Here is a 25879-nt window from a genome sequence, read left to right as displayed (position 1 = left end):
TTTTGTTGCTCCTGTGGCCTTTCCCCGCCACTGGCCTGCGTTTACGGTCGCGCGGGAATAGAGTGGAAACAGATATGCGTGCAGATGCGACTGCAAGGATTGCCATAATAGGCTTCGGCCCACGCGGACTTGGTGCGTTGGAGGCACTCTCTCAGCGGTTAGAGGGAACCACTCACCGCATCCAGATCGATATTTATGAGCCCAGCCCCTTCCCCGGCGCAGGACCAAATTTCGCGCCGTCCGAGCCAGAGTATTGCCTGCTCAACATACCCTACCGCGACATCGCCATTCGACCGCCGCAGGGATCGCTTGTTGGCAGTTTTGCTGACTGGCAAGGGCACCCGGTCAACCCCAACGAATTTCCGTCCCGGGCCGATATGGGCCGCTATCTGGAAGCGCGGCGTGTTGATCTTTTTGGGCAAGGTTTCACAAAAACCGATGCAAAACTCACGTTGGTCCGCGCCCATGTTAAGCGGCTGACGCAAGAGGAACGCGGCTGGCGCCTTCATTTAGAGAACTGCGCGCCTGCGCTGTACGATGAGGTGCTTCTTACCCTCGGCCAACCTTCGGTAGAGCCGGATGACCAATGGGCGAGGTGGCAACGTCATGCCGCACAGACGGAGGGCGAACTCGCGCAGGCCTATCCTGCGGCAGAGCTGTATACGCACGCAGCAGAGTGGTCGGGCAAACGGGTGGCCATTCGCGGGCTGGGGCTATCGACCTTTGACGTTTTGCGCGGCCTCACCGTTGCGCAAGGCGGTCACTTCGACACGGTGGGGTATCATGCATCGGCCCGGGAGCCTGCCTGCATTCTGCCCTTCTCGTTAAACGGCCAGCCCCCCTTTCCCAAACCGAAAGATGAAACACTCGACGCGCTTTTTGAGCCACTGGGGAGCGAGACCGAAGATTTTGCGCAAGCTGTCTCCGCAGCGGTCACGGCTACCCCGGAGACAGCATCGTCTCTCATCTCCGCCGCCTTGGCACCCGTGGTGACACGAATCCTTGAGGCCCAAGATGTGACCAAAGCTGAGGTTTTGAAATGGCTCGCAACCGAATGGTCGGCCCCTGGCTCTCAGGACCGTCAAACCCCGATGGAGGCTCTCCGCCACGGGATTGAACTGGCCTCTGGTCAAACCGTGCCAACCATCGGTTATGCGCTAGGCCAAGTCTGGCGTAAGTGGCAGGACGAATGGCGCTCCGGGTTCAACCCACGGCAAGTAGCACCCGAGACGGCCAGGGTTCTGGTTGCGTTCGACGAGGGGCTAAAACGGTATTCCTACGGCCCGCCCCTGTCTTCGGCCCGTGAACTCTTGGCCCTGATCGACGCGGGCCGGGTGGACCTGTCTTTTGCCGCAAACCCAGAGATTGCCGAAACAGCGCGGGGCTGGACCTTGAAAGCGGAGGACGAGGACAGTGAGGTTTCTGTGATCATAGACGCGGTGCTGCCTTCGCCAGATCTGCACAGCATCAACGTGCCACCCCTGCCCGATCTCATGGCGAAGGGTTTGGTCGCTCCGATTTCTGACTATCTGGCTGCGGCGATCGGGGCTGACGGCACTGTGTGCGACCAGAACGGAAGCCCCGTTCCCGGCCTGTGCTTGCTCGGGCGCTTGGCGCTTGGGAGTGTAACGGCGGTGGATTCGCTTCACGATTGCTTTGGCCAATCCGCTGATCGGTGGGCCGAGGGCGTCGTTCAACGGATAATGGAATGACGCGCTGATTGGCGGCAGAAAAGTTACAACAGTTCGTGATCCTTCGCTCTTCTTGGAACGACGCCGCCCGAAGGGGGTTTGTTTCTCAACACGAAATTGAAGAATAGGGGAACGATACAATGAGAAGACGACATTTCATTACCAGCGTGGCCGCAAGCAGCGCAGCGCTTGGCGCAGGCCTTGCGACACCGGCGCTTGCGCAGCCGCCCCAAAAAATGCCGACCTATGATGTGCCGCCAGACATGATGCCGCGCATGGTGCCGATTGCCGCGGGCGCGCCGCCCTATGAAATCCACGTCGATCCTGACAGTTTCGCCCTCTACTGGACGCTTCCTGATAATATGGCGTGGCGCTATACCGTGGGTATTGGCCGTCCGGGTCTGTACGAGTCCGGTGAATTTTACGTGGGGGCCAAAAAGGAATGGCCAAGCTGGACACCAACCCCAGACATGATTGACCGCGAGCCCGACAAATACGCGAAGTATTCCGATGGAATGGAAGGCGGCGTGAACAACCCGCTTGGCTCGCGCGGGTTGTATCTCTTTACGGAAGAACGCGGGGATACGTTCCTGCGCATCCACGGCACCAACGACCCCAGCACGCTAGGCAAGCGCGTTTCGAACGGCTGTGCGCGTTTGGTAAACGATCAAATGGCGGAGCTTTATGACCGCGTGCCGATGAATACACGCGTGGTGCTTTACGAACCACTGGCCTGACGGAGCATCAGGTGAAAACCGAAGCCCGGGATGGAGATTATCCGTCGCGGGCTTTTTTCGGCCGAGATCATAGGCTCAGGTTGAAACAATTTACACGCCGAGAAGAGCGGTGTGTGCGGCCAGTTGGGTCACGATGCTGAGACAGAGTTGTAACAAAGGTTGGCGCGCTGGTTCGACGGGATTTTGAGAAGTTCTGTCGGCGCGCGGATCTTGGTTAATTCTAGTAATATCAATCTACTAACATATCTCCCCGCTCTGTTACGATCCAATCGCGCCCCGTCTCGCTGCGACACAGACCGGTGATCTGAGTTGCTTTGTAACCGGCCATCGCAACGCTTTAATATCATTGTATCGAACGGGCCTCCCGACCTCCCCGCTTCCTCCCAGAGCGCGAAAGCCGATGCCCCTTTCCACAACCTTGAAAGGACCCAAAAATGAAACTCTTTATTGCAACAGCCGCCGCCACATTGATCGCCACAGCAAGCTTTGCTGGCCAGTCAACGCGCTACGAAGATCTGCGGCTGGATACCTCTGTGACAGCGGATGTCATCTATGCCGAAGGCGCAGGCGACACCCGCCCCAATAACCGCGCCGCTGACCTGCGGCTCGACACCTTTGGTAACGACAACCACCCGATCGCCACGTTCTCAACCAGCGGCCCTCAGAGCAGCCTGGGCGAAGGCTTTGCCTATGGCGGCTACGGCCCCGGCAACGACTCGCGCTGATAGTTTGGCGTAATACAGGAAAAGCCCGGACCGAAAGGTACCGGGCTTTTTCATGATCTCGACGGCTCGCCGAACTGGGCAGCGTCGTATCTCACCTTAAAAAGGTAAATGGCGGAGCGACAGGGATTCGAACCCTGGAGACGGTCTCCCGCCTACACACTTTCCAGGCGTGCGCCTTCGACCACTCGGCCACCGCTCCGTTGATGCGCGGTTTAGCTTGGGGGGACAGTGAGTTGCAAGAGCGAAATCCCCCCGAAGCCGATAAATTTAATCAGCCACCAAGATGAAGGTAGACGCGGCGGTTTAAACGGCCCTTTTTCTCAATCTTTCCAAGGCGAAGCGCACCGATTTCGCCGGTCCGCGCGACATGGGTGCCGCCACAGGGCTGCAAATCAATGGGCTCTTGCGGCTCACCTATACGGACCAGTCGAATATCCCCGCGCCCCCGGGGCGGCGCGACGGACATTGTTTTGACCAGTTCCGGTGACGCATCAAGTTCGTCTTCGGTCATCCAGTCTTCACTGACCCGAGCATCGAGTGAAACGAAGTGGTTCAACGCCCCTTCCAATTCATCACGGTCTTGCGGTGCGTCGGGCATGTTAAAATCTAATCGCCCATGACTGGCCGAAATCTGCCCACCTGTCACTGCATGCGGGATCACCACGGACAGTAGATGCAGTGCTGTATGGACGCGCATGTGTTTGTGCCTGCGGTCCCAGTCGAGTTCTTGCGTGACATAGGCCCCCACCGGGGGCAGCGCGCGGGGTTCCGCGGGGACCAACGCGATGCCGCCGCTGTCGCGGTCGCGCACGGTGGTCGCGATTGAAAGTACCTGCTTGTCCCATGTCAGCCAGCCGCTGTCGCCAGGCTGACCGCCCCCTGTAGGATAGAAGAGGGATTTATCCAGAATGACTCCTCCTTCCGGTGTATGGGCAGCTACACGGGCTGGCGCATCGCGCAGATAAGCATCCTCGCGGAACAGCTCACCGGTCATTTCAGAGGCTCCGGTTTCTCGTTGCTCCCATCCGCTTGCGGATTCTCAGCAGCCTCGGGTCTGAACGCCTCGGGGTTGCGCAGCCAAAGATCACGTTGCGCAAAGGGAATTTCGATTCCTTCTTTTTTGAATCGGGCGGCGATGGCGTGATTGATGTCGTTCTTGACTTTCATCATCCAGTTGACGTCACGCAGGTAGCAACGCACCTCGAACTCCAGAGCATCGGCACCGAAGTTCAGGAAAAGCACCGCAGGCGGAGGATTGGTCAGCACGATGGGCTGGGACCTCGCGATTTCCTCTAGGATGCTTTCGATACGCTTGGTGTCGGTGCCGTAGGCGACGCCCACAGGGACGATCAGGCGACCCACGGTGTTGCCCCGCGTGTAGTTGGTGACCGTGCCGCTGATTAGGTCCGCATTTGGAACAATCACATCGGTGCGGTCAAAGGTTTCGATCCGTGTTGAGCGCACAGAGATGTCGCGCACATAGCCCATCTGGCCACCAACCTCGATCCAATCGCCTTCGGAGATCGGGCGTTCGATCAACAAAATGATGCCGGAAACAAAGTTCGACACTACGTTTTGCAGACCGAAACCGATACCAACTGACAATGCACCAGCTACGTAGGCAAGCGCCGAAAGGTCGATCCCTGCGCCAGTGATCGCCAGCAGCGCAGCAAGGAAAATACCGACATAGCCGATGCCCGAAACGATAGCATTCTGTCCGCCAATATCCATCCGGGTTTTGGGTAGAACGTTGCTGCGCAACGCGCCTTGGATCAACCGGGTCGCGCCATAGCCGATGGCGAAAATCACCGCGAAAGACAGGAAATCAGTCGGGCGGACGCGGGTTTCGCCAAAGGCAAACCCGCGGCTGAAAAGCGCCCAAAGCTCGGTCAGGTCGGTAACCCGTGCGCCCCAAGCCAGCGCCATGAAGGGCAAGGACAGCAGCAGCAGGATCAGGCCGAAGAAAACCGGCATCAGCGCATCGCGTGCCTGCACCCCCTGCCCGGTCATCGCGCCGTATACATCCGCCAAGAACCGTTGCAGGGTCATCACCAATCCCAGCAGAACCAACGTGATGACATAGGGCGGCAATAGCGACACGGCAGCGTTGTAGTAGCCGCTGATCAACAACAGCGGCGAAACGATGGCCACAATCATCGCCCCCAAGCCCAATCCGCGCACCACGCGGCTAAGCGTTGAAACGCGAGGTTCCTCAGAGTCTGGCGCTTCGTCGGGCGTCGGGTCGCTGTGACCATGCAGAATTCGGCCAATGCGGAACAGCGCAAAGGCACTGATCAGCAAGAGAGGCAGGCGCAGCACGGCCTCGGTTGTTTCTGCCGGTTGAACCCCATCAAAAATAGCATCTAAGAGGGCGCCGAAAAGTACAGTGACGGTGATGATACTGACGTAAAAGCGAACGGCCTTACGCTCGGGCCGCGGCAGCAGGATGAGCGCCTCATCTTCGTCGCGGGAAAACACACGTTCGGCCACCCAGCGTACGCCCAACATCGCGCCGCCAATCACGGGGAGCAGTTGCAGCAGGGCCGACCCACGCGGCCCAAGCAAACCAGTCGTCAGTATACCCATGACCAGCAAGACCATACCCACCGTGGGCAGGATAATCCGCAGAAGCGAAACGACAAAGCGCCAAATTCCAAAGCCACGCGCACCAAAGCGCTGCAAACGTCCGACAATCGCTGTCGACCAATGATGGCCACGGAAAATCAGCACCAAACCCAGAACGGTAAGGGCCAGCACGGCGGGCAGCGATGACCGAATGCTACGGCGTGCGGTTTCCGCCTCGTCGGGGGCTTCGGCCGCGATCCCGCCCGCCGCGACGGCCAGATCATTGATTGCCGTTTGCCAATGCATCGGATTCAACGGGGTTGGGACAACCTCCATCAACTGCTCGGTCTGGCGCTCGCGCAGCGCCACGTCGATCTGGCCAATCAGGGCGTCGGCGCGCAGATACGCCGCTTCGGCCCGTTGAACCGGGGTCAGTAGGGTATTGAGCTGTCGGTTCAATTCCTCCCGGTTGGCGGCGACTTCGGGGGATTCCGGCTCGGCCCCCTCGCCCTCCGGCGGGGTGCCAAGCGCGGCCAATTGTTCCCGCAGCGCATTGATCCGCGCCGCGTTCAAGTTGCGCGCCGCGTCAAATTCCGTGCGATACTCAACCAGCCGGGCGCGCTGCACCTCTAGCATGGCTTCGGTGGTATCCGTCACGTCAATCGCTTCTTCAGCGGTTGACGCGACGGTCTCCCATTCGTTGAAATCCGGCAAAGCCGGTTCTTGCGCGACTGCAGCGCCGGTCAGCCAGACCAGCAACGCGGTAAGGCCAAGGGCGAAGCGGAGCATTTGGGTCATGTATCCTCGAAAACACCTGGGATGGATTGCGGCGCGGCATCAAGCCAGCTGGGCGTCGGCAGCCCCTTCTCGCGCAGGAACTCTGGATTAAAGAGCTTGGACTGATAGCGCGTGCCAAAATCACAAAGGACGGTGACAATTGTATGCCCCGGCCCCATGTCCTTCGCCATGCGCATGGCGCCTGCGACGTTCACGCCAGAAGAAGCGCCAAGGCAGAGCCCTTCGTTCTCCAGCAGATCAAAGACCACCGGCAGGGCTTCTTCGTCAGAGATGTTGTAGGAGTAGTCCGGTTTGAATCCTTCGAGGTTCGCGGTGATCCTCCCCTGCCCGATGCCTTCGGCAATGGAACTGCCCTCGGCTTTCAACTCGCCTTCGGTGTAGTAGTTGTGCAGCGCCGCGCCATCGGGATCGGCCAGCGCGATCTTCACGCCCTTAGGCTGAAGTGCCATGGCAACGCCAACCAGCGTGCCGCCAGAGCCTACGGCGCAGCAGAAACCATCCACTTTGCCGCCTGTCTGTTCCCAGATCTCGGGGCCTGTCGTCTCAATATGCGCCTGACGGTTGGCGGTATTGTCGAACTGGTTGGCCCAGATCACCCCTTCGGGCGTGGTCTTGGCCAGTTCCTTGGCCAAACGCTCGGAATAGCGGACAAAGTTGTTGGGGTTTTTATAAGGGGCTGCGGGCACCTGCACCAATTCTGCACCGGCAAGCCGCAGCATGTCTTTCTTTTCCTGCGACTGTGTCTCAGGAATAACGATAACGGTTTTGAACCCCATCGACGCGCCCACGAGCGCAAGCCCAATGCCGGTATTGCCCGCGGTGCCCTCGACAATGGTGCCGCCGGGCTTCAACTCGCCCCGTGCGATGGCGTCGCGAATGATAAACAGCGCCGCGCGGTCTTTGACCGACTGACCGGGGTTCATGAATTCCGCTTTGCCCAGAATTTCGCAGCCGGTCTCTTCGCTCGCGCCGCGCAGCCGGATCAGCGGTGTGTTTCCAATGGCCTCGGCCAGATCTTTTGCAACCTGCATGTTTGCCCCCAGTTCATGTTCCGTCCGGTTTAGCTGTCGTGCCTTCGGACCTCAAGCGTTCGCGGTGACGGGCCAGCCAATAGGCGCTTGCCACCAATGGCGCATTGGCCAGCGCCTGCGCATCAGCCAAAGCCATAAGATCGTCAAAGGACATCAGATGCGAACGGATATCCTCGCCCTCGGCGGCCAAACCGCCCGTGCCGATGATATGATCCGGTAAATCCGCCAATCCCACGAAAATGTGAAAAAATTCCGTCGCATTGCCGGGCGAGGCATAGACGTTGCCCACCGATTCCAAGACGCTCAGCGTGATTCCGGCCTCTTCCTGCGCCTCACGCCGCGCGGCGGCCTGCGGTGTTTCGCCGGGATCGACATGGCCCGCAATGGGCTCTAACTGCCAGCAGGTGTGATCGCCTCGGGCCAGTGGCCCCATGCGGATTTGCTCAACCAGCAGCACGCGGTCGCGCAGCGGATCATAAGGCAGCACCAGCGCCGCATCCGCGCCGATGAAAACCGCGCGGTCAATCTGCGGGGATATGCCGCCGTCAAAGGTCTCATGGCGCAGCGAGATTTCATCAAGGGCGAAGAATTTTGCGTAAACGCGGCTGCGATCAGTCACCTTAATCTTGCCGTTAAGGGTCAGCGGATCATGGGCACCCTGCTCTGCCAGCACCTGCTGATGGGCGCGGCGGCGGATCATCGGGAACATCGCGTCGACTTCGGCGCGGGGGCGCTTGCCCATATAGCTCATCACTTCGCGCGCGGCGTGGCACGAGAGCGCGGCCCAATCGGCCTCCCACTGTGCGAGCGACCACGGCCCCTGCGCCGTCCAGCGCCCCGGCTGCGGCAGATAGACCTCGGCCGCCTGCCCCTCTGCCAGCGTCACCGGCACCAGATCATAATCGAACGCGCCTTCATAGAAATCGAGCCGCGCGAAATCATCCGCGCTGAGCCCCTGCACCAGCAAGCCTTCGGCCTGCGCCCCTTCGCAAACTTCTATCGTGGGGAACGGCCCCTCCGCTGCGGCAGAGACGCGGTAGCCGGGCAAACTCGCCTCGCTGAGATCAATCGCCCCGGCGGGGCGGCCCAGTACAAGCTCCAGCAGCGGCAGATGCCGCAAAGTTCCGTAGATAAACAAATGTCGCATGGGGGTTAGGACCACCGATTATAGGCAAATTCGGTCAACAGACCAGAGATCACGGCACCCACTACAAGCGCCACGCCCATGGGTACAGTGGCAATCATCACGCCGAACTCAGCCCCAATCTGGAAAATGGCGACGATGGCCTCAAAGGGATCATCATAGCGATTGCGCAAGGCGAGACGGACCATCTCATTCGCAGCCTGCAAGAAAATTGCCCAGAGCATCAGCACAAAGACTCCGGCCAGACCGTTGTTGATTGCCGCCGTAGTTCCCCGCCCGGCCCGCCTGCCCATCACACGCCAGCCGACCACAAGGCCCAGCACCATGTTGAGCGGCAGGAAGTACCCGAAATCCGTGCTTTCCGGCATCAAGGGCACGACCATTCCAGACAGGATAAAGGCCAGCACCGCGAGTGAGATCGCGGCCATAAGTCGTGCACCAGTCGGCATTTTCGGCTCCTAGCGGGGTCGGACCGCAGGGGCGGTCACACAGGTCGCCGTACCGTAATCTGCGTCACGTCGCAATTTCCACTGTCAAATGTCGCAGCGCAGGAAGTGAGGTAAAAATTCCACATTCGGCGAAAGCGTTCGTCAAAGCCAAGCGCGGTGATCTGATCCCATTTCGCGTTAAAGGTCTCGTGCCAGCGGCGCAGCGTGATGTCATAGCTTTTGCCGAACTCGACCGAGCGGTCGACCACCAGACCGGCGCGTTCCACTTGCTCGCGCAGCACCTTGGGGCTGGGCAACATGCCGCCCGGAAAGATGTATTTCTGAATGAAATCCACGCCGCGCTTGTAAACGTCCCAGCGGGCATGATCGACGGTGATGATCTGTAGCGTGGCTGCGCGTCCGGGCTTCAGCCGCTGGCGGACGGTCTCGAAATAGATCGGCCAATATTGCTCGCCCACTGCCTCGAACATTTCGATACTGGCGATCCCGTCATAGAGCCCGCGCTCATCGCGGTAGTCCTGCAACTTAAAGGTCACACGGTCTGACAGCCCGGCTTTTTTGATCCGGTCCACAGCGTACTTATATTGCTCGGAGCTGATCGTCAGCGCGGTGACGTGCAAGCCCCGTTCGGCAGCGGCATATTCGGCGAAACCGCCCCAGCCGCAGCCGATCTCCAGCACGTGGTCGCCCGGTTGGACACCCATCTGGTCAACCATGGATTTGTATTTGGCGGTCTGCGCAGCCTCTAGCGACATCTGCGCGCCGTCCTCGAACATGGCCGAGGAATAGGTCATCGTCTCATCCAGCCAAAGCCCGTAGAACTCATTGCCCAGATCATAGTGCTTGCTGATGTTGCGTTTGGCTTGCTTGCGGTTGTTGCGTTGCAGCCAAAAGCGGAACTTCTCAAACTGGCGCAGCAGCCCTTGGCCGGGGAAGCCGTCGTAAACCGTCTCATTCCCCGCATGAACCAGATCCATGAAGGCTTGCAGATCCGGCGTCGACCACCATTCGTCCAAATAGGCGTCGCAAAAACCCAGATCGCCCTCGCGGATCAACCGGGCAAAAAGGTCATCGTTGTGGATATGCACTTCTGCCACCGGGCCGGGTTTGGCCCCTTCGGCCCGGAACGCGCGGCCATCGGGCAAAACGAAATCCACCCGCCCATGCTGCATCGCCTGCGCCATGGCAAAGACCTGTGGGAAATAGCGCGGCAGACCTTTCTGCCCCTCTGTTGTCGTCAGCTTCATACCTCGGTTCCGTTCTTGTTCTTGCCTACTGTAACCGCAGGCTGCTGTTTCGCAAAAATTTAAAAATCACGATTGCGGTAGGCGTCCAGTGCCCGTTCGCGCCCTTCCGAAAGATCGACGATCGGTTCAGGGTAGTCATCATTGGGGCTACGGCCCCAGCGGCGCGGAATTGCATCGAAATAGGCCAGCGCATCCTTGCTCGGGCTCGCCCGGCCTTCGGCGATCCATCGGCGGGTATAGTCGCGGCCCTTGTCAAACCGATCAAGCTGGGTTCCAGGATTGAAAATACGGAAGAACGGCGTCGCATCGGGGCCAGAGCCTGCGGCCCATTGCCAGCCCATCGCGTTATTGGCCGGATCCCAATCGATTAGGTGCTCTTCGAACCACTTTTGCCCGATCCGCCAGTGACACATGAGGTGTTTGGTCAGATAGCTCGCCACGATCATGCGGCCCCGGTTGTGCATCCTCCCGGTGACCTGCAACTCGCGCATGGCGGCATCGACGAATGGCACGCCGGTGCGCCCCTGTTCCCACGCCAGCACCTCCGCGCGGCGCTCATCCTCGTTCCACGGGAAGGCCTGCCATTCCTCGCGCCAGTTTTGGTCGAGGATGCGTGGCGTGTGGTACATCAGATGGTAAGCAAACTCGCGCCATGCGAGTTCTTTCAGGAAGGTCTCCGCCCCACGCTTGCCTTCTTGCATCGCCCGCTGACCGGCATGCCAACATTGCGCCGGGCTGATTTCGCCTAAAGAAAGGTTTTCCGACAGCGCAGAGGTCCCATCTTCGCCCGGCATGTCGCGGCTTTCATCATAGCCTTCGACGATATGCGCAATGAAGGCCCCCAGCCGCGCCTGCGCTGCGGCCTCGCCCAGACGGACAAAGGGGCGCACGATATCACGCCCGCGCTGCATCGGGGCATCCATCTGCCAATCGTCCAAGGCGTCACTCTCGGGCCAGTTTTCGGGCACCGCAATATCGCTCGGGGTCGACACGGGCGTCGCCACATCGCGGCCTCGGACGGATTTCCAATAGGGGGTGAACACCTTGTAAAAGCCGCCGGTCTTGGTTTCGACCGTCCAAGGTTCAAACATCAGGTGTCCGGCAAAGCTTTGGGCGTCGATGCCATCGTCTTTCAATGTCTCCTTGATGCGGCTGTCGCGGTCTATGGCATCTGGATCGTAAAGGCGGCTCCAATTAACCGCGCCTGCCCCGGTGTCTTTGATCACGTCGCGCAGCACCTCCAGTGCATCGCCGCGACGGAGGATCAGGCGGCTGCCCTTTTCCTTCAGCGTTTCATCAAGGCTGCCCAAGGCCAACCCCAACCTGAATTTGGGCGCGGCACCCAAGGCTTCCGACTGATCATCGTGAATGAAAAGCGGGATCACCGGGCGGCTCGTCTTGCAGGCCGCCGCCAATGCAGAATGGTTGCTCAGCCGTAGATCGCGGCGGAACCACATGATAATCGGGGTATTCTCACTCACGTTTGGGGTCTTGCTCCTCGGTTGACCTCGAAACATAGCGCCCCCGCGGCGGGGTCAAGGCTCAGAGCAGATCATCCAGCGCATTCAGCAGTTTATCCATCTCTGCCTTGGTGGTGTAATGGGTAAAGCTAAGGCGCAGAACGCCTTGTTCCTGATCCACACCCATCGCCGAAAGCGCCCGGCCTGCATAAAACGTGCCGCCCCCTGCCATGATGCCGCGTTCTGCCAATGCTTGGGCCATCTCGACACCGCTTCGGTCAAGTGCCAGTGCCACCGTCGGGGCGCGTTCATCCGCGTTTGTGGGGCCGATTACCCGTACCGAGTTACGCGCCGACATCGCGTCAAGCAGCGGTTGCAACAGCGCTGTCTCATGGGCGCGCATGGCGTCATGTACGGCGATCCCGCGCGCCGTGGCCTCCGCCGCACCGCCGATATGATGCGCATGAAATGCATCGATATAATCCGCCATCCCCGCGCTCGCTGCGATCTGCGCATGATCGGGCCCTGCGGGGGTAAAGCGCTTGTATAGAACATCGCCGTTGAAGTGATGCGCTTGGTTCGGCAGCAATTGCGCCAGCGCGCGGCGGATGACCATGATACCTTGATGTGGCCCATAGGTTTTATAGGCCGAGAAGAGATAGATATCTGGCCCCAGGTCACCGACATTGGCAAACCCGTGCGGGGCATAAGACACACCATCGACGCAAACGAACGCCCCTGCCGCATGGGCAAGTGCTGTGATCTCCGTCACCGGATTGATTTCTCCCACAACGTTGGAGCAATGCGGGAAGCAGACCAGCCGCACCTTTTCATCAAGCAATTTTTCGAGCGCTGCCGGATCAAGATGCCCAGTCTCTGGATCAACCTGCCACTCACGAATTTCGATGCCCCGTTCGGCCAAGCGCCGCCATGGGCCGGTGTTGGCTTCGTGGTCTTGATTGGTCACGATGATCGCCTCACCGGGCTGCATCATCTGACCAAAAGCCTGCGCCAAGACGTAGGCATTCTGCGTGGTCGAGGGGCCAAAGCTCAGCTCCTCCGGCATAACCCCAAGGATCGCTGCCATGCGGCTACGGGCTTCGTCCATCTCTTCACCGCCCATGCGGCTGGCGGCATAGGCGCCGTAGGGCTGAACCTTCCGCTGGGTGTAGAAACGGTGCAGACGGTCGATGACCTGCTGGCAGGTGTATGACCCTCCGGCGTTCTCGAAAAAAGCCTGACCCTGAAGGCTCGGCTCGGCGAAGGCGGGAAATTGGGCGCGGACCCATTCGGAATCAATATGCATGGCGCGAAGGTCCACCGGAGCGCGGCTAAGGTCAAGCGCTCAAAGAAAAAACGGCGACCCCGAAAGGCCGCCGTTCAAATTTTTCGTCGAGTCGCTAACGGTTAGCGAATTTTGCGCTCATCTTGCAGACCGCGGAAGATGCAGTAGCACATGAACAGCAACAGCAGCGTGAACAGCAATCCAGTGGAGATCACCATGGATTGCAGGGCCGCAAGTCCGCCACCGATCAGCAGCGCGATCGCAACGGCACCTTCAAAGATGCACCAGAACACCCGCTGTGGCACCGGCGCATCGACCTTGCCGCCAGCAGTGATCGTATCGATCACCAGCGAGCCGGAATCAGACGACGTGACAAAGAACACCACGACGAGCACGATGCCGATGAACGAAGTGATCGAGGCCAAGGGCAACGCGTCCAGCATCTTGAAGAGCTGCAACGGCAGCCCCGCATCTTGAGCAGCGGTGTAGCCGTCGTTCAGCACCTGATGGATCGCGGTGCCGCCAAAGATCGACATCCACAGCACGCAGACCAGCGAGGGGATCAACAGCACGCAAACGATGAATTCGCGCACGGTGCGGCCCCGGCTGACGCGAGCGATGAACATGCCGACGAAGGGGGACCAGCTGATCCACCACGCCCAATAGAACGCTGTCCAGCCTTGGGAGAAGTTCACGTCTTCACGGCCAAAAGGATTGGCCAGCGCAGGCAGATACTCAATGTAGGCCACCAGCGAGTCCCAGAAGAACGTCAGCAGGAAGACAGTCGGACCAACGATCAGCGTGAAGAGCGCCAGCAATGCCGCCAGCCCCATGTTGATCTCACTCAGCACTTTGACGCCGCCATCAAGACCGCGCAGCACCGAAATCAGCGCCACGGCGGTGATCAGCGAAATCAGCACGATCTCAGAGGTGGTGCCAATCGGGATCCCGAACAGCTCGTTCAAGCCCGCGTTCGCCTGTGTCGCACCCAGACCCAGCGAGGTGGCCAGACCAAAGAGCGTGGCAAAGACCGCAATGATGTCGATGATATGTCCGGGCCAGCCCCAGACACGCTCGCCCAACACCGGATAAAAGGCCGAACGGATCGTTAGCGGCAGGCCTTTGTTATAGGTGAAAAGCGCCAGCGCCAGCGCGACGATAGCGTAGATCGCCCAAGGGTGCAGACCCCAGTGATAGATCGTCGCAGCCATGCCAAGGCGCAGCGACCCGGCCTCGTCTCCTGTTGCGGCTCCCAAAGGCGCCCAGTCGGTGCGAAGGCCGTTTTCAATCGTGGTCTCGCCCATGGATGTTGAGAAATGGGTCAGCGGCTCCGACACACCGTAGAACATCAGCCCGATGCCCATGCCCGCGGCAAACAGCATCGCGAACCAGCCCAGATAGGTGTAATCAGCCACCGCTTCGTTGCCGCCAAGGCGAACATTGCCAAAGGGCGTCACAATCAGCAGCAGCGCAAAGATCACCACCAAATCGGCCGCGCCGATCAAGAACCAGTCAAAGTTCTTGGTGGTGAAGTTGAACATCGCCGAGAAAACGCCGGCGGCCTGCTCTGGCAAAGCAATCGTGTAGAAGACGAAGATCACGACAGCGATCCCCGAAATTAGAAAAACCGGGTTGTGAATGTCCAATCCGAACGGCCCGATCTGCCGTTCAATATTGTCTTGACCGATCTCATAATCGGTATCGATCACATCCGCCTTGCCCTCAGGCTCGGGGATGCCGTGCGAACTCGTATCGCTCATTATCTGTTCCCTCTTTGATGACAGATCACCATGCGAAAACATGGCCTCTGTTTTTTTCCATCCGTGCGCAACAGGATAGAGGCTTGCGACCATTGGGCAAGCTCTTGAGGCCAAGTCCCCTTAGGAACTTAGCTAAAACGACCTAATCGTGGCCTGCTGCGACGTAAGTTTGAGGGGGTTAACCTGCCCCGAGCGCGGCTGCAATGGCATCGGCCTGTTCGCGGATCCGATCCATGTCTCCTTGGACGCCCGGCTGGCGCAGCTTGTCACCCTCGTGGCGCGGCAGAATATGGTAATGCAGGTGGAACACCTCCTGCCCGCCCGCCGCTTCGTTAAATTGCTGCACGGTGATGCCATCAGCACCAAAGGCTCGCAAACAGGCACGGCTGACTTTTTGCACAGTTGCCAGACAATCGGCCAACTGCGCAGGACTCGCGTCTAGCATGTTGCGGCAAGGTGATTTGGGGATCACCAAACAATGACCTTCAGCGCGCGGCATGATGTCCATGAAACAATAGGTCTTGTCGTCTTCATAGACCTTAAAGCTGGGGATTTCTTTGCGCAGGATTTTGGCAAAGATATTATCGTCTTCATAGTCAGCCATCATGCTCTCCTTTTGGCAGCCGGGGCAGCGCAGTTCATTAACCACACCGCCCCGCGCCTAGGCAATATCAGGCGTTTACGTCAACGACCACACGTCCTTTGACCTGACCTTTCAGGATGTCCGCGCCGAGTTTGGGCAGATCGCAGAGGGTCGCGGGGTGGATCATCGCGTCAAGCTTCTCCATCGGCAAGTCTTTGGCAACCCGCTCCCATGCACGCAGACGGTTGTCATAGGGCTGCATTACGCTGTCGATGCCCAAAAGGTTCACGCCACGCAGCAGGAATGGGATCACTGTGGCAGGCAACGCCGCACCACCGGCAAGGCCCACGGCTGCGACGCTCGCGCCATATTCCATCTGCCCCAGCACACGGGCCAGCATCGCGCCGCCCACGGCATCAACGCAGCCGCCCCAAGTTTCGCCTTCCAGCGGGCGTTTCACCGTCTCATTGATCTCATCCCGGGCAACGATCTTGGTGGCCCCGAGGCTTTTGAGGTAGTCCTCGGTCTCGGGCCGTCCGGTCACTGCGGCGACGTCATAGCCGAGATTGGCAAGGATCGCCGTGGCGACCGACCCCACGCCGCCAGCCGCGCCTGTCACCAGCACCGGCCCCTTTTTGATGCCGTGGTCTTCAAGCGCCATCACAGCCAGCATTGCGGTAAAGCCCGCCGTGCCCACTGCCATCGCTTTGCGTGTGTCCAGCCCTTCGGGAAGCGGTACCAGCCAATCGGCCTTGACCCGCGCCTTTTGCGAATAGCCGCCCCAATGCGCCTCGCCCACGCGCCAGCCGGTCAACACGACCTTGTCACCGGGCTTGTAGCGGTCATCATCAGAGCTTTCTACGGTACCGGCAAAATCGATCCCCGGCACATGCGGATAGTTGCGAACCAGACCACCGCCAGGCCCAATGCAGAGCCCGTCTTTATAGTTCACAGTCGAATATTCCACCGCGACCGTCACCTCGGCCTCGGGCAGTTGATCTTCGGTGATCTGGGTCACCTCGGCATGGGTCTTGCCTTCGTCATCTTTGTTCACAATCAATGCATTAAAGCTCATATTTCATCTCCTTTTCAGGTTTCAATTTGCCGAGCCTCAGGCCCAGAAACTCTCACGCACGGTAACATCCCGCAGGCCCTCGGGTGTCTCAACCTGCAACCGCGTGCCTGGATCCCAATGGGTCATCCGCACCATTCCGATGGCGACATTCACCCCAAAATCGGGCGACCAAATGGTCGAAGTCACCTGCCCCACGCGCTTGTCACCTGCCATCAGCGGCCATGCTCGGTCACAAAGCGGCACCGGATCGCCCGCAATCTCTAGGGGTCGTATCTGTTGCACTGGGCCCTCCTTGGCCACCCGTAGCAGCGCATCTCTGCCGATACAGCCCATCGCGGCATGGGTGTCGCAAAGCTTGCCAAGGCCGCATTCATGCGGGGTATTATTATCGGTCATGTCATTGCCATAACTCAACAATCCCCCTTCGATCCGCTCTATTAGATTTGGACAGCCCGCGCGCACATCCAAATCCCGCCCCGCCTCGAACAGAGCATCCCACAGCGGCATGGCGATATCCGCACCCTCTGCGTAGATCTCAAAGCCGCCCTGTTTGGAGTAACCAGACCGCGCGATATTCATGGCGCGCCCCTGGAAGTGGAATTCACCGAAACGGAAAAACTTTACCTCCCGCACTGCCGCACCAAACAGGCGTTCCATCAGGTCTTCGGCTTTTGGTCCCTGCACCGCGAGTAGGTTCACATCCGGCTCATCCACCAGCACATCCAAATGATATCCGTTGCATATCCCCTTGGCCCACAACAATAAATCGCTATCAGCAATGGAAATCCACCAGCGATCCTCGGCCAGTTTCACCGCGACCGGATCATTGAGCATACCGCCCGTCTCATCGACGATCGGCACGTAGACGCAGCGCCCCGGCGCCACATCGCGCAGATCGCGCGGCGTCAGCATTTGCATCAACCGCGACGCATCCGGCCCCCGTAACTCAACTTGTCTTTCGCAAGCCACATCCCAGACTTGCACGGCTTTCTTCAAGTGATGGTAATCGGCTTCAGTGCTTTCAAAAACGGTGGGCAGCAGCATCCGGTTATAGACGGTGTAGGCCTTCACGCCTGCCACCTCTACCCTGGCAGAAAAGGGCGTGCGCCGTATCCGGCGTGAGGGGGAGAGTTCAGCCATCACACGTCCTCCGGCATTAAGATAAGATCGGTCACGGGCGCATCGTACCCGGCGCTGGTCAGCATGGCATGCACCTGCCCCCGATGATGGGTCTGGTGGTTAAAGAAATGCACGACGGTTTGCGCCAAGGGAGTGGTAACCGCGCGCTGCATGATGCCGGAATACCAAGATAAGTCGGCGTCCAAAGCCTCCTGTCGAAGGCCATGGGCCCAATCCTTAATCGCCCCGTCGCACTCGCGCCGCGCGGCGCACCAAGCCATGCCGGTGGGGCAAAGTTCGGTGTCCGGCCCCTCCGGCTTGGGCAAGGCGGGATCAAAACGGGACAACCAGATTTGATCACTCCAAAGAAGATGGTTGAGGGTGCCCAAGATCGAGCCGAAAAACGCCTTGCGGTCTTGCGTTAACACATCCTCGTCCATCACCTCAATAACGCTTGCCAACTGACTGTTTTGCCAGGCGTTATATCGCGCCATTTCCTGAGCGTAACCGGGGGTGATCACGCAGCACCCTGCCAATCGATCGCGCAGACCTCAGCCGATTTTCCGCCGAAATCCCAAACGCGTCCATAATCGCGCACTTTGGATTTCACCCCACGCGCGGCAACGATATTGGGTCCCATCCAGTATTTTGAATTGGTGATCGTTACCGGCTGATCGGGTTCGGCCCCTGCGAGGAGTTCAATCTCACCATTGATCTTGCGGCCAATGTTAATGACACGGCGATTGCCGTCGCGGATAATCTCGACCGGGGCACGCTCGGCACCGATGATCTCGCTCACCAGCATGGTAAACAGCCCCGTGGTACCGCCCGCTGCCCCGCTGAAGATTTTCAACAATCCGTCATATGCCGCCTCGCTCGCGCGATCATCGACATAGGCAGCCACTTTCCAGTTGCCCTCGCCCATACGGCCCGGGATATCGACCAGCAAGCCAACGTTCAGCCCCGCTAAATCTTCGCCTTCGAAATGCCCTTCGTCTATCACAATGCCCATCCATGCATGGCAGTGGCCTTCGGTCGGCAAATGCGCGCCAAGGCTGACCACGCAGGGGCAGAAAACGTCGCAGGAGCAGTTGAGGAAAAGCTCTCCTTTTACGGCCCAATCGGCAGGTGTCATCTCTCTGTTTGGCATATTATCCTCCTGTTATCATGGGCCAACCCGCCACGACGCCTGCGCCGAGGATCAGGGCGAAACCCATTGGTTTTGTTACGTAATGTCCGATTTGAGGTAGCTTTTCGATGACCATGAAAAACGTGGCTAATCCCATCCAAGCAAGGTTCATCACCCCGCCTGCGAAGCCCAGCACCATAAAGCCCCAGCAGCAGCCTGCGCAAAAGGCGCCAAGGCCCAGTCCCATCCGAAAGCCGCCCGCGGCACCGGGCCGCCAATGTCCCATGAAATACATCATTGGAGAGTGGCACACGCCGTGGCAGACCTCCTTGGCGCGGGTGAATTGAAACAGGCCCACGGCAACCAGAAGCGCCGCTGCTGTCCAGCGGGATTTAGCGATTCCCAGCATGTCGATGACCCCGCCATGTAAAAGCAACAGTTGCAGCCCCGCGATCCCTGCCGCAAAGGCGAGCCAGACGGCAAAGTAGCCCGCGAGCACGGCGACCCAACCGATGCGGCTGCCATTGGCCGAGGTCATGAGGTCTTCGTAAGCGCGCAGCGTGGGCACCATGGTCGGCACCATCATCGCCGCCATCATCGCGCCCCACATCACAAACAGCGGAAAGAACCGCGCCATGGGCATATACATATCCATGCCCGGGTCCATCTGCCGCATCCGTTCGCCCATTTCACCGGGGCGTCCCAGCAGGTCGACGTCCATCTGCATCGCCATGGCATACATCATCCACCAAGCGGCCAATATCAGGGCGAAGAACCCCAGCCACATTGTAGACCGTACCATTGCAGACATCGCGCCCCCCTCCCCGTGGATGCTCTTGTGAATTTAATGTCAGACAATTAAAGTCCCCGCAAACAATAATTGTAAGACATATGAAAATCGATCCAAGAAATCCTGCTGACCTGTCGGCACAGATCGCTTCTGCCATCCGTGATGCCATTGTGGGCGGGCGGTTGATCGTCGACCAGCGGCTACCGTCTGAGGCCGAATTGGCCGAGCAATTTGAGGTCTCTCGCCCCACGGTGCGGGAGGCGTTGAAGCGTCTCGCCGCGCAGTCGTTGATCCGGACCCAACGCGGGGCGACGGGCGGTGCATTTGTTAATCGGCTCAGTTTTCCAGAGGCTTACGACCAACAGATCACCACCTCTACGCTGCTTTTGTCGATGAACGCCGTGAGTTTTGAGACCGCCTGTGAAGCGCGCTATGCCCTTGAGCGGGCCTGTGCGCCTCTCTCGGCGGAGCGGCGCACGGCCGATCATCTTGCCACCATGCGCGCAGAAATACATCGTCAGGCGCAGCCGGGGCTGACCGATGAATCATTTTGCGCCTCGGATGTCGCCTTTCACCGGGCGTTGGTTGATGGGGCGGGCAACCCTGTTCTGAGCTATCAACTTGCCGGCGCCGTCGAGGCCATGCAGCCGTTGATGAATATGATTACCTTCACTGCGCGGGATCGTGCCCGTATCGTCGCACTGCACCAAGAAATCGCCGATGCGGCAGAGGCGCATGACGGTGCAGCGGTTACCGCAGGTTTGAGCGCACTTGAGGTTGAGACCCAAGAATTAGCGCAAAGTGTCTTCGCCGCCCGCGCTGCACGGCTTGATGCGAAGGCTAGATTGGAAAGTTGATGTCTGACGAAAGATATACTTTTCAATGCGTTGCCAGCTAAGGCTCGCCCAAAATTTTCCCGGAACTGCACCCCTTGCAATTCATCCCCCCCAGCCCTACCTTAGTCATGTCCTTCGGGACTATAGACATAAACGCGCTCGTAATAAGCGGTTCGGACCCGGGGGCGGTACCCGGCGGCTCCACCAAACATCCTTCATTTGGGGATCATGGGGCCGAAATAGGATCGACGAACGTCTAAAGGGGTTGCTTTGTCTCGGTGAGTTACCACCGTTATCGGTACAAACTGTACAATTGCAAATGACAATCGTGCTCCAGTTGCGATGGCCGCGTAAGCGGTTTCAGCGACTGAAATCTAAGTCCTTAGGCTTTGCAGCTTAAGGCGGGGTTCGCAGGTACCTGGCAACAGAAACCTGCACTTTTATTCCCGATATCTGTTTGTTTATGTCAGCTTACGTGGCGATCTTGACCGCGCTCTTTGACCTGCCTATCCGTTATGAGAAAACGCCGTTAAGGCCTCTCAGATAGCAGGACACGCCGATGACCCCGCCCAATTGGCCTGAGATGTTTCGCGTGTTCGGGCGCGTCGGCCTGATGTCATTCGGTGGCCCGGCGGCCCAAATTGCAGTGATGCACCGTGAATTGGTCGAAGATCGCCCTTGGCTGAGCGACCAGACCTTCCTGCGCGCCCTATCGCTCTGCATGTTGTTGCCCGGGCCGGAGGCGATGCAACTTGCCACCTACGCCGGGTGGCGACTGCGCGGCGTGGCCGGGGGGCTTTTGGGCGGTACGCTTTTCGTTATACCCGGTGCGATTTTTATTGCCGTTCTAGCGCTGCTTTATGCGTGGTACGGGCAATTGCTGCTGGTTCAAACCGCATTTCTGGGAATAAAGGCGGCTGTTATTGTCGTCGTATTCCAAGCGCTTATCAAGGTTTCTTCAAAAGCGCTTCAGGGCAGATTGGGCTGGGCCTTGGCGCTTGGGTCTTTCATCGCGCTTTTTGTTTTCGGGCTACCTTTCCCTCTGATCATTTTGGGGGCCGCTGCCGTTGGAATGATCGCAAAAGAACCCGCTGCCGCGCCTGAAAATGTGCAGCTGCCCCGTGCCCACAGCGTTCGAACCATGCTAATTGGGGGCACTCTCTGGGCGGCGCCCCTCGTTATATTGGCGCTTTTGGGGAATGAATTCCTGCTGCAATTAGGGCTGTTCTTTTCGAAGCTCGCAGTCGTCACCTTTGGCGGCGCTTATGCAGTTCTGGCCTATATGACGCAGACGGTTGTGCAGGATTTCGGCTGGATCGACACGGATCAGATGATCGATGCGCTCGGTCTGGCAGAAACCACCCCCGGACCGCTGATCCTTGTGACGCAGTTTGTGGGAATGCTGGCGGGTTTTGCGCAAAGTGGGCCGTGGGGCGCGCTTGCCGCCGGGATGCTGGCGCTTTGGGTGACATTTACGCCGTGTTTTTTGTGGATCTTCCTTGCCGGTCCCTACCTCGAAGCGCTTTCGGCGCAGCCGCGTATCGCGGGTGCGCTGCGGGCGATTACCGCAGCGGTGGTCGGCGTGATTGCCAATCTTTCTGTCTGGTTTTCCTTGCATGAGTTGTTTGATCGTGTCGATCCGGCGACCCTCCTCGCCCTGCCCACCCCGGTCTGGGGGAGCTTTAACCTAATGGCCGCAGTGCTGACATTCTTCGCCGCTGTTTTGATGCTGGGGCTCAGGCGCGGTTTCGTCACCTCTATGGTCCTGCTCGCGGCCCTTGCCTTGCTGTTAAGCGCGATTTAGCGCCGCGACCCCTTTTACTCGCCCGTGAATGGGGTATGCTGACCCCTGCCCATCGCCCGGACCGGAGAGAAGAATGAGCCGCAGCATTGATTACGGCAACCTAATGCACGAAGCCATGCGGGGTCTTATCCGCAAGGTTTTGCAGGATATTTCTGACAATGGCCTGCCGGGGAATCACCATTTCTTTATCACCTTCGATACCTCCCATCCGGATGCGGAGCTGGCCGATTGGCTGTCTGACCGCTACCCCGATGAGATGACGGTGGTCATGCAGCATTGGTATGATGGGCTGGACGTGACGCCAGATGGTTTTGCTATCACGCTGAACTTTGGCGATGCGCCAGAGCCGCTGTATATCCCTTACGATGCCATCCGCACATTTGTGGACCCGTCTGTTGAATTCGGTCTGCGGTTTGAACAGCAAGAAACCGAAGAAGACGACGAGACCGATGAGAATGCGCTCGACCAGACCGACGAAGATGAGTTGGAAGTCGCGGAAGAGCCGTCCAAAGACGCCGAGATCGTGTCGCTGGATTCGTTCAGGAAGTAAGCGCAACAGCACCGTTAGCGCCATCCCTGCATTGCGCAGACCGCAAGGCACAGGTACACCGCTGGACAACGATAAGTCACAGCAGGAGCCGCAGAATGGCCGATACTCGCACCGAAACCGACAGCTTTGGTCCGCTCGAAGTCCCCTCCGATAAATACTGGGGCGCGCAGACGCAGCGCTCGATCATCAACTTCCCGATTGGCTGGGAAAAGCAACCCATCGCCATCGTGCGCGCGCTTGGCGTGATCAAGAAGGCCTGCGCGCAGGCGAATGTGGCCCAAGGCTCGCTGGACGAAGAACGCGGCAAAGCAATCGTTCAGGCCGCTGGTGAAGTCTTTGAAGGCAAGTTCGACGACAACTTCCCGCTGGTGGTCTGGCAGACCGGCTCTGGCACCCAGTCGAACATGAACGCCAATGAGGTCATTGCCAATCGCGCGATTGAGCTTATGGGCGGCACCATCGGGTCCAAAGACCCGGTGCACCCGAACGATCATTGCAATATGGGCCAGTCGTCAAACGACACTTTCCCCACCGCCATGCATATCGCCACCGCGATGACCGCGCGTGACGTGCTGCTGCCGGGGCTGGAGAAGCTGCACGGCGCATTGCAGAAGAAGGTCGAGGAATTCGACGGCATTATCAAGATTGGCCGGACCCACACGCAGGACGCGACGCCGCTGACGCTGAGCCAAGAGTTCTCGGGCTATACCCATCAGGTCGCTATGAGCATCGCTCGCGTGCGTGACGCTCTGGGCCGCATTTATGAGTTGGCGCAAGGCGGCACCGCCGTTGGCACCGGGCTGAACACCAAACAGGGCTGGGCCGAGACCGTGGCGCATAACATGGCCGAGATCACCGGCCTGCCCTTCGTCACCGCGCCTAACAAATTTGAAGCGTTGGCTGCCCATGACGCGATGGTGGAAATCTCTGGCGCGCTGAAAACCGTGTCTGCCTCGCTGTTCAAAATCGCCAATGACATCCGCCTTCTGGGTTCCGGCCCGCGTTGCGGGTTGGGCGAGTTGATCCTGCCGGAAAACGAGCCGGGTTCATCTATCATGCCGGGCAAGGTAAACCCGACCCAATGCGAAGCGCTTACGCAGGTCTGCATCCACGTGATGGGCAATGATGCCGCTGTGGGTTTCGCAGGCAGCCAAGGGCATTTCGAATTGAACGTCTACAAGCCAATGATGGCCTATAACGTTCTGCAATCTATGCAGCTTTTGGGTGACGCGGCCTCGGCCTTCACCGACAATCTGGTGGTCGACCTCAAGGCCGATGCGGACCGGATCGAAAAGCTGATGCGCGAGTCGCTGATGCTGGTAACCGCGCTGGCCCCCGAGATCGGCTATGACAATGCCACCAAGGTCGCCAAGACCGCGCATAAGAACGGCACCACATTGAAAGAAGAAGCCATCGCACTGGGCTTTGTGGACGCCGAAACCTTTGAACGGGTCGTGCGGCCCGAGAACATGATCGGACCAAAATGAGTGCGCCCATCAACCTTAACAAGGTGAAGAAAGAGCGGGATCGGTCGTCCCGCAAGGCCCGCGCGAATGAAAACGCCGTGGGTTTTGGCCAGACCAAAGCGCAAAAAGAAGCGCTGAAGGCCCGCGCCGAACAGATCGCCCGCAATCTGGAAGCGCATAAGCGCGAGACATGAACGCGCGGCCCCGCAAACATTCGGTGACCCTTCGGGGTCACCGGACATCGATTTCTCTCGAAGATGAATTCTGGTATGAGTTCCGCGCCATTGCGGCCGCGCGGGGGCTGCCGATCAATGCGCTGGTGACTGAAATCGACGCGGCGCGCGGGCTGGACATCGGGCTTGCCGGGGCAATCCGGTTGTTCGTGTTGCGCGCGTTAAAAGAACGTTTACCAAAGGCAGATTAGCGTCGGGCCATGGCCCTCGCATCCCCTCTCTCACCCGCCGCTTGGCTGGATGATATATTCGCCTCTAAGGCGGCAATCCGCGGACAGGTTATTAGACGTAAAGCGCGGGATATTGAGAAGTTTGTCGGACGCCAAGAATTTGAAAACGAATTGAAACGTCGGGGTTTCCAAGCGGTTGAGAACGCCGGACAGGTCATCATATTTTGCAATAGAGAACCCATCCGGCGGATTGCGTAGCCGTTTTCTTTTAAAGAAAACGGCCTCGGAATTTTCAAAAAATTCCGTTTCAGCAGATTGACGCTTGGTAAATCTTCTCGATGTTCTGCCCAAGCGCCTCGTTGAACTCTGCATCTGTCATCTTGACGTTCAACCCTTCAGTCAAAGCGCGCGAGAAGCTGGCGATCATGGTGCGGTTCTTGCCCAACCGTTCGCAGGCCTCTGCCGTGGAATACCCACCCGACAGCGCCACAACGCGCAGAACGTTAGCGTGACCCGCCAGCTCGTCGTAAAGGCCGGCTCTCTCGGGGATTGTCAGTTTCAGCATCACCATCTCGCCCTCAGGGAGCGCGTTTAGGCGCTTCTCGATCTCGTCGCGGAGGATCTCTTCAGCCTCGGCTTTGCTGTCGGACTTGATGTTCACCTCAGGCTCGATGATCGGTACCAAGCCCGCCGCACAGACCTGTTTCGCCAGTTCGAACTGCTGTGCAACCACGGCGGCGATGCCGTTTTCATTGGCCTCGTGAATGACCGAGCGTTCCTTGGTGCCGAAGATGCCATGTTTCACCGCGCGGGCCAGCAGGTCGTCGATCTCCATAATCGGCTTCATCATCTGCACGCCGTTGTTGGTTTCCTCTAACCCCTTGTCGATCTTCAGGAAAGGCACCACGCCCCGGTCTTCCCAGAGCAACTGCGCGACGGGTTTGCCGTTGATCGTGTCATCCATCGTGCGCTCAAAAAGGATCGCGCCAATCACTTTGTCAGAGGTGAAATCCTCGGCCAGAATGATCCGCGCGCGCATGTCGTGGACGGCTTTGAACATTTCTTCGTCGCCGTTGTAATCCGACGGTTCCACGCCATAGAGGCTTAGCGCCTTGGGGGTAGAGCCACCCGATTGATCGAGCGCCGCGATGAAGCCCTTGCCGCTGTTCATTTGCTCAAGTTGCGCCTTGTCGTAGCCCATGTCACCCACGTCCTATTGTTGATTCCGTTTG

At 58.9% G+C, this 25879-nt stretch carries 25 protein-coding genes, 1 tRNA gene and 1 other RNA gene; 10 read left to right on the top strand and 17 right to left on the bottom strand.

Features of this window, described 5'->3' with window-relative positions; all coding sequences use genetic code 11:
- The first annotated feature begins 74 nt into the window (after nt 1–74).
- The 3 genes from ACSQ16_RS11175 (at nt 75) to ACSQ16_RS11165 (ending at nt 3153) form a co-directional block, all read left to right on the top strand.
- Complete coding sequence (locus tag ACSQ16_RS11175; RefSeq protein WP_243260516.1) at nt 75–1712, top strand: FAD/NAD(P)-binding protein; 1638 nt, start codon at nt 75–77, stop codon at nt 1710–1712.
- Between the two features lie 119 nt (nt 1713–1831).
- The gene (locus ACSQ16_RS11170; RefSeq protein WP_243260517.1) at nt 1832–2428 is read left to right on the top strand and encodes a L,D-transpeptidase; all 597 of its coding nucleotides are present in this window, start codon (nt 1832–1834) and stop codon (nt 2426–2428) included.
- A gap of 434 nt (nt 2429–2862) precedes the next feature.
- Nucleotides 2863–3153: a hypothetical protein gene (locus tag ACSQ16_RS11165; protein ID WP_243260518.1), complete on the top strand. Its 291-nt coding sequence runs from the start codon at nt 2863–2865 to the stop codon at nt 3151–3153.
- 109 nt (nt 3154–3262) lie between these two features.
- Here ACSQ16_RS11165 and ACSQ16_RS11160 read toward each other — a convergent pair.
- From ACSQ16_RS11160 to ACSQ16_RS11085, 16 genes are all read right to left on the bottom strand, one after another.
- Nucleotides 3263–3352 (bottom strand) — tRNA-Ser (locus ACSQ16_RS11160).
- 72 nt (nt 3353–3424) lie between these two features.
- Nucleotides 3425–4147 carry an alanyl-tRNA editing protein gene (locus tag ACSQ16_RS11155; RefSeq protein ID WP_243260519.1) on the bottom strand — a complete coding sequence of 241 codons (723 nt, stop codon included), beginning with the start codon at nt 4145–4147 and terminating at the stop codon, nt 3425–3427.
- Nucleotides 4144–6516, bottom strand: coding sequence for a DUF3772 domain-containing protein (locus ACSQ16_RS11150; RefSeq protein WP_394805077.1), 2373 nt, complete (start codon nt 6514–6516; stop codon nt 4144–4146). Before ACSQ16_RS11150 ends, ACSQ16_RS11155 begins: the two co-directional genes overlap by 4 nt.
- Nucleotides 6513–7547 carry a cysteine synthase A gene (locus ACSQ16_RS11145; RefSeq protein WP_243260522.1) on the bottom strand — a complete coding sequence of 345 codons (1035 nt, stop codon included), beginning with the start codon at nt 7545–7547 and terminating at the stop codon, nt 6513–6515. Before ACSQ16_RS11145 ends, ACSQ16_RS11150 begins: the two co-directional genes overlap by 4 nt.
- A gap of 13 nt (nt 7548–7560) precedes the next feature.
- On the bottom strand, nt 7561–8694 hold the full coding sequence (locus tag ACSQ16_RS11140; RefSeq protein ID WP_243260524.1) for an NUDIX domain-containing protein: 1134 nt from the start codon (nt 8692–8694) through the stop codon (nt 7561–7563).
- A gap of 5 nt (nt 8695–8699) precedes the next feature.
- Nucleotides 8700–9140, bottom strand: coding sequence for a TrgA family protein (locus ACSQ16_RS11135; RefSeq protein WP_243260526.1), 441 nt, complete (start codon nt 9138–9140; stop codon nt 8700–8702).
- 35 nt (nt 9141–9175) lie between these two features.
- Nucleotides 9176–10387 carry an SAM-dependent methyltransferase gene (locus ACSQ16_RS11130; RefSeq protein WP_243260527.1) on the bottom strand — a complete coding sequence of 404 codons (1212 nt, stop codon included), beginning with the start codon at nt 10385–10387 and terminating at the stop codon, nt 9176–9178.
- A 59-nt stretch (nt 10388–10446) separates the two neighbouring features.
- Complete coding sequence (locus ACSQ16_RS11125) at nt 10447–11868, bottom strand: cryptochrome/photolyase family protein (protein WP_243260528.1); 1422 nt, start codon at nt 11866–11868, stop codon at nt 10447–10449.
- A 61-nt stretch (nt 11869–11929) separates the two neighbouring features.
- A complete protein-coding gene (locus tag ACSQ16_RS11120; RefSeq protein WP_243260529.1) occupies nt 11930–13153 on the bottom strand; it encodes an aminotransferase class V-fold PLP-dependent enzyme in 1224 nt (407 codons plus the stop codon).
- A 101-nt stretch (nt 13154–13254) separates the two neighbouring features.
- Entirely contained in the window at nt 13255–14892 is a 1638-nt protein-coding gene (locus tag ACSQ16_RS11115) for a BCCT family transporter (protein ID WP_208604011.1), read from the bottom strand.
- Nucleotides 14893–15070: 178 nt separating this feature from the next.
- Nucleotides 15071–15496, bottom strand: coding sequence for an HIT family protein (locus ACSQ16_RS11110; protein ID WP_243260530.1), 426 nt, complete (start codon nt 15494–15496; stop codon nt 15071–15073).
- 67 nt (nt 15497–15563) lie between these two features.
- Nucleotides 15564–16550, bottom strand: coding sequence for an acryloyl-CoA reductase (acuI, locus tag ACSQ16_RS11105; RefSeq protein WP_243260532.1), 987 nt, complete (start codon nt 16548–16550; stop codon nt 15564–15566).
- A gap of 36 nt (nt 16551–16586) precedes the next feature.
- Entirely contained in the window at nt 16587–17690 is a 1104-nt protein-coding gene (locus tag ACSQ16_RS11100; protein WP_243260533.1) for a dimethylsulfoniopropionate demethylase, read from the bottom strand.
- Nucleotides 17690–18130 (bottom strand): DinB family protein, encoded by a 441-nt coding sequence (locus ACSQ16_RS11095; protein ID WP_435988490.1) that lies wholly within the window; start codon nt 18128–18130, stop codon nt 17690–17692. The genes ACSQ16_RS11100 and ACSQ16_RS11095 overlap by 1 nt, the downstream gene beginning before the upstream one ends.
- A gap of 56 nt (nt 18131–18186) precedes the next feature.
- A complete protein-coding gene (locus tag ACSQ16_RS11090) occupies nt 18187–18819 on the bottom strand; it encodes a DUF1326 domain-containing protein (RefSeq protein WP_243260534.1) in 633 nt (210 codons plus the stop codon).
- Nucleotide 18820: 1 nt separating this feature from the next.
- Nucleotides 18821–19609 (bottom strand): DUF2182 domain-containing protein, encoded by a 789-nt coding sequence (locus ACSQ16_RS11085; protein ID WP_243260535.1) that lies wholly within the window; start codon nt 19607–19609, stop codon nt 18821–18823.
- 80 nt (nt 19610–19689) lie between these two features.
- Here ACSQ16_RS11085 and ACSQ16_RS11080 point away from each other — a divergent pair, with 80 nt between their 5' ends.
- The 7 genes from ACSQ16_RS11080 to ACSQ16_RS11050 all read left to right on the top strand — a co-directional run bounded on the left by ACSQ16_RS11080 (nt 19690) and on the right by ACSQ16_RS11050 (nt 24668).
- On the top strand, nt 19690–20445 hold the full coding sequence (locus ACSQ16_RS11080; RefSeq protein ID WP_243260536.1) for a FadR/GntR family transcriptional regulator: 756 nt from the start codon (nt 19690–19692) through the stop codon (nt 20443–20445).
- 70 nt (nt 20446–20515) lie between these two features.
- Nucleotides 20516–20863: a transfer-messenger RNA gene (gene ssrA / locus ACSQ16_RS11075) on the top strand.
- Nucleotides 20864–20983: 120 nt separating this feature from the next.
- Nucleotides 20984–22228 carry a chromate efflux transporter gene (chrA, locus tag ACSQ16_RS11070; protein ID WP_435988489.1) on the top strand — a complete coding sequence of 415 codons (1245 nt, stop codon included), beginning with the start codon at nt 20984–20986 and terminating at the stop codon, nt 22226–22228.
- 73 nt (nt 22229–22301) lie between these two features.
- The gene (locus ACSQ16_RS11065) at nt 22302–22778 is read left to right on the top strand and encodes an SspB family protein (protein ID WP_243260539.1); all 477 of its coding nucleotides are present in this window, start codon (nt 22302–22304) and stop codon (nt 22776–22778) included.
- Between the two features lie 95 nt (nt 22779–22873).
- The gene (fumC, locus tag ACSQ16_RS11060) at nt 22874–24265 is read left to right on the top strand and encodes a class II fumarate hydratase (protein WP_093926156.1); all 1392 of its coding nucleotides are present in this window, start codon (nt 22874–22876) and stop codon (nt 24263–24265) included.
- Nucleotides 24262–24438, top strand: coding sequence for a DUF4169 family protein (locus tag ACSQ16_RS11055; protein WP_007119696.1), 177 nt, complete (start codon nt 24262–24264; stop codon nt 24436–24438). The genes fumC and ACSQ16_RS11055 overlap by 4 nt, the downstream gene beginning before the upstream one ends.
- Nucleotides 24435–24668, top strand: a complete 234-nt coding sequence (locus tag ACSQ16_RS11050) for a ribbon-helix-helix domain-containing protein (protein ID WP_243260541.1) — start codon at nt 24435–24437, stop codon at nt 24666–24668. Before ACSQ16_RS11055 ends, ACSQ16_RS11050 begins: the two co-directional genes overlap by 4 nt.
- Nucleotides 24669–24954: 286 nt before the next feature.
- Here ACSQ16_RS11050 and ACSQ16_RS11045 read toward each other — a convergent pair whose 3' ends face one another.
- Complete coding sequence (locus ACSQ16_RS11045; RefSeq protein ID WP_243260543.1) at nt 24955–25848, bottom strand: fructose bisphosphate aldolase; 894 nt, start codon at nt 25846–25848, stop codon at nt 24955–24957.
- Between the last annotated feature and the right edge of the window lie 31 nt (nt 25849–25879).

Source organism: Sulfitobacter sp. SH24, from assembly GCF_965641895.1.
GTDB lineage: Bacteria > Pseudomonadota > Alphaproteobacteria > Rhodobacterales > Rhodobacteraceae > Sulfitobacter > Sulfitobacter dubius.
Note: the sequence above shows the minus strand (reverse complement) of the source record. Positions and strands in the feature narration are given on the sequence as shown.